Origin of the sequence: Anaeromyxobacter sp. SG66 (genome assembly GCF_022690805.1) — a bacterium.
Lineage (GTDB): Bacteria > Myxococcota > Myxococcia > Myxococcales > Anaeromyxobacteraceae > Anaeromyxobacter > Anaeromyxobacter soli.
The window spans coordinates 1-2,457 of sequence record NZ_JALCZC010000210.1 but is presented as its reverse complement, the minus strand read 5'-3'; the positions used below and the strand labels follow the sequence as shown (position 1 = coordinate 2,457).

Below are 2,457 nucleotides of genomic sequence, written 5' to 3'. Positions count from 1 at the left end.
TCCCCTCTTCGTCCTGGCAGACTCAGAGGATCAGAGGCGCTTGCGCGCTTCAACTTTCAAACTGCCTCGTATCGCAGACGATCGATCTCACTCGCCATTTGTCGCGCGATCGTGGGGATACTTCAGGCCGAGCTCACAACCTGCTTCACGCAGAGAGCACCTTCGGGCGCGAGCACATGGACCGCTTCCGCCGCGACGCGGGCGATAGGCCATCGACACTCTCGCGCGCTGGCGCGGTGCCCCTGCGTCCCGGGATGCAGCTGGGCATGTGGGCGCTCGCGAACCTCGAGACTTCCGAGCCCACGACGTCGTGACGCTCAATGCTCTCCGCTCCTCCGGTCAGCGACCACTAGCACTCCGGCAGGTTCACCCCGATCCGCACCGGCGCGTCGACCGCGTGCACGGCGAGCCCGCCGAGCGCGGTCTCCTTGTACTTGGCCTGCATGTCGGCGCCGGTCTCGCGCATCGTGCGGATCACCTCGTCGAGCGAGACGAGGTGCCGGCCGTCGCCGCGCAGCGCCATGCGCGCGGCGTTGATGGCCTTCACCGCCGCCATGGCGTTGCGCTCGATGCAGGGGATCTGCACGAGCCCGCCCACCGGATCGCAGGTGAGCCCGAGGTTGTGCTCCATCGCGATCTCGGCGGCGTTCTCGATCTGCGCGGGCGAGCCGCCGAGCACCTCGGCGAGCCCGGCCGCCGCCATCGAGCACGCGCTCCCGACCTCGCCCTGGCAGCCCACCTCCGCGCCGCTGATCGACGCGTTCTCCTTGTAGAGCGCGCCGATCGCGCCGGCGGTGAGCAGGAAGCGCACCACCCCGCCGTCGTCCGCGCCGGGCACGAGCCGCCTGTAGTAGTGCAGCACCGCGGGGACGATCCCGGCGGCGCCGTTCGTGGGCGCCGTCACGACGCGCCCGCCCGCGGCGTTCTCCTCGTTGACCGCGAGCGCCCAGAGGTTCACCCGATCCATCGCCTCGAGCGGATCGGCCTCGGCGCCCGCGCGCGCGGAGAGGCGCCGGGAGAGCCCCGGCGCGCGGCGCGGCACCGCGAGCCCGCCGGGCAGGATGCCCTCCGTCCGGCAGCCCCGCTCCACGCACGCCTCCATCGTCCGCCAGATCCGGAGGAGCCCCTCGCGCACCTCGGCCTCGGGCCGGAGCGCGCCCTCGTTCTCGAGCATGACGCCCGCGGGCGTCGTGCCGCGCTCGGCGCAGCGGGCGAGCAGCTCCGCCGCCGACGCGAACGGCAGCGGCACGCCGGGCCGCCGCGCGCGCCCGGCGGCAGGCCGCTCCGCGTCCTCCGCGTCGACGACGAACCCTCCGCCCACCGAGTAGCTCGTCCGCGCGAGGAGCTCCTCCCCGCCCGCGCCGCGGGCGACGAAGCGCATGCCGTTCGGGTGGAACGGCAGCGGCTGCGGCAGGAAGCGGAGGTGCTCGGCCTCGCGGAAGGCGAGCTCGCGCCGCCCGAGGAGCGCGAGCCTTCCGCGGGCGCGGACCTCCTCGAGCCGCCGCGGGATGGCGTCCACCTCCACCCCCTCCGGCGTCTCGCCCATGAGCCCGAGCATGACCGCGCGATCGGTGCCGTGGCCCCGCCCCGTGGCACCCAGCGAGCCGTGCAGGTCGATCGCGACCGCCTCGACGCGTTCGAGGAGCCCGCGCCCGGCGAGCGCCTCCGCGAAGCGGCGCGCCGCCTTCATCGGCCCGACGGTGTGGGACGAGCTCGGCCCGATGCCGATCTTGAAGAGCTCGAAGACGCTCGTCGCCATGGTCCTCCCGCCGCGGCCGCCGCCGCGCGGGCGAGTCCTAACCCAGGATCACCTTCCGCACACCTTTCGCCTCGAGCCAGCGCCGCGCGCGCTCGCGCTGGTCGCCCTGCAGCACGATGGCGTCCTCCTCCACGGCGCCGCCGCAGCCGAGCGCGCGCTTGAGCTCGTCGGCCCAGGCGGAGAGCGCCGCGGGCGCGAGCGCGAGCTTCTCGACGACCGTGGCCTCCTTGCCGCCCCGCCCCTTGCGCTCGAGCCGGACCACTGCGCGCGCCGGCCCCTTCGGCGGCGGCGCGGCGCTCGCCTCCTCTGCGCGCTCCGCCTCCGCGGGCGGAGCCCACCCCTCCGGAAGCCGCTCCCTCAGCCGCGCGAGCGCCGCGTTGAACGGCGCCTGCGGCGCCGGCTTGCCTTCGTCCCGGTCTCGCTTCCCCATCGCGCTCCTCCGCGCCCGACCGCCGCGAGCGCCTCGTCGATCCACGTCCCCGAGAGCCGCGCAGCGAGCGCGAGCCCCTCCTCCCACGACGGCCCGTCCGGCACGACGCGAGCGGCGGCGTCGAGGAGCCGCGCCTCGAGCGCGAGATCCTCGCCGAGCCGCCGCGCCGCGGCCGCGTCGAGCCCGCACGCGGCGAGGAACGTCTCCCGGCGGCGCGCCGGCACGCCCGCCCGCGCCAGCCACGCCGCGAGCGCGGCCTCCGCCTCCT

Annotated in this window: 2 protein-coding genes and 1 pseudogene; all 3 read right to left on the bottom strand. The window is 75.4% G+C overall.

The features are described from left to right. Positions 1-349: 349 nt before the first annotated feature. Entirely contained in the window at positions 350-1,759 is a 1,410-nt protein-coding gene (locus MNZ39_RS23855) for an L-serine ammonia-lyase (protein ID WP_242341572.1), read from the bottom strand. Positions 1,760-1,796: 37 nt separating this feature from the next. Next, positions 1,797-2,189: a translation initiation factor gene (locus MNZ39_RS23850; protein ID WP_242341571.1), complete on the bottom strand. Its 393-nt coding sequence runs from the start codon at positions 2,187-2,189 to the stop codon at positions 1,797-1,799. After that, positions 2,117-2,457, bottom strand: a pseudogene (locus MNZ39_RS23845) (hypothetical protein); the annotation flags it as partial. The gene MNZ39_RS23850 and the pseudogene MNZ39_RS23845, both read right to left, overlap by 73 nt.

Bases quoted from the DNA above. Each gene is read 5' to 3' on its own strand.
- MNZ39_RS23850 (WP_242341571.1), bottom strand. From the start codon at position 2,189: ATGGGGAAGCGAGACCGGGACGAAGGCAAGCCGGCGCCGCAGGCGCCG.
- MNZ39_RS23855 (WP_242341572.1), bottom strand. From the start codon at position 1,759: ATGGCGACGAGCGTCTTCGAGCTCTTCAAGATCGGCATCGGGCCGAGC.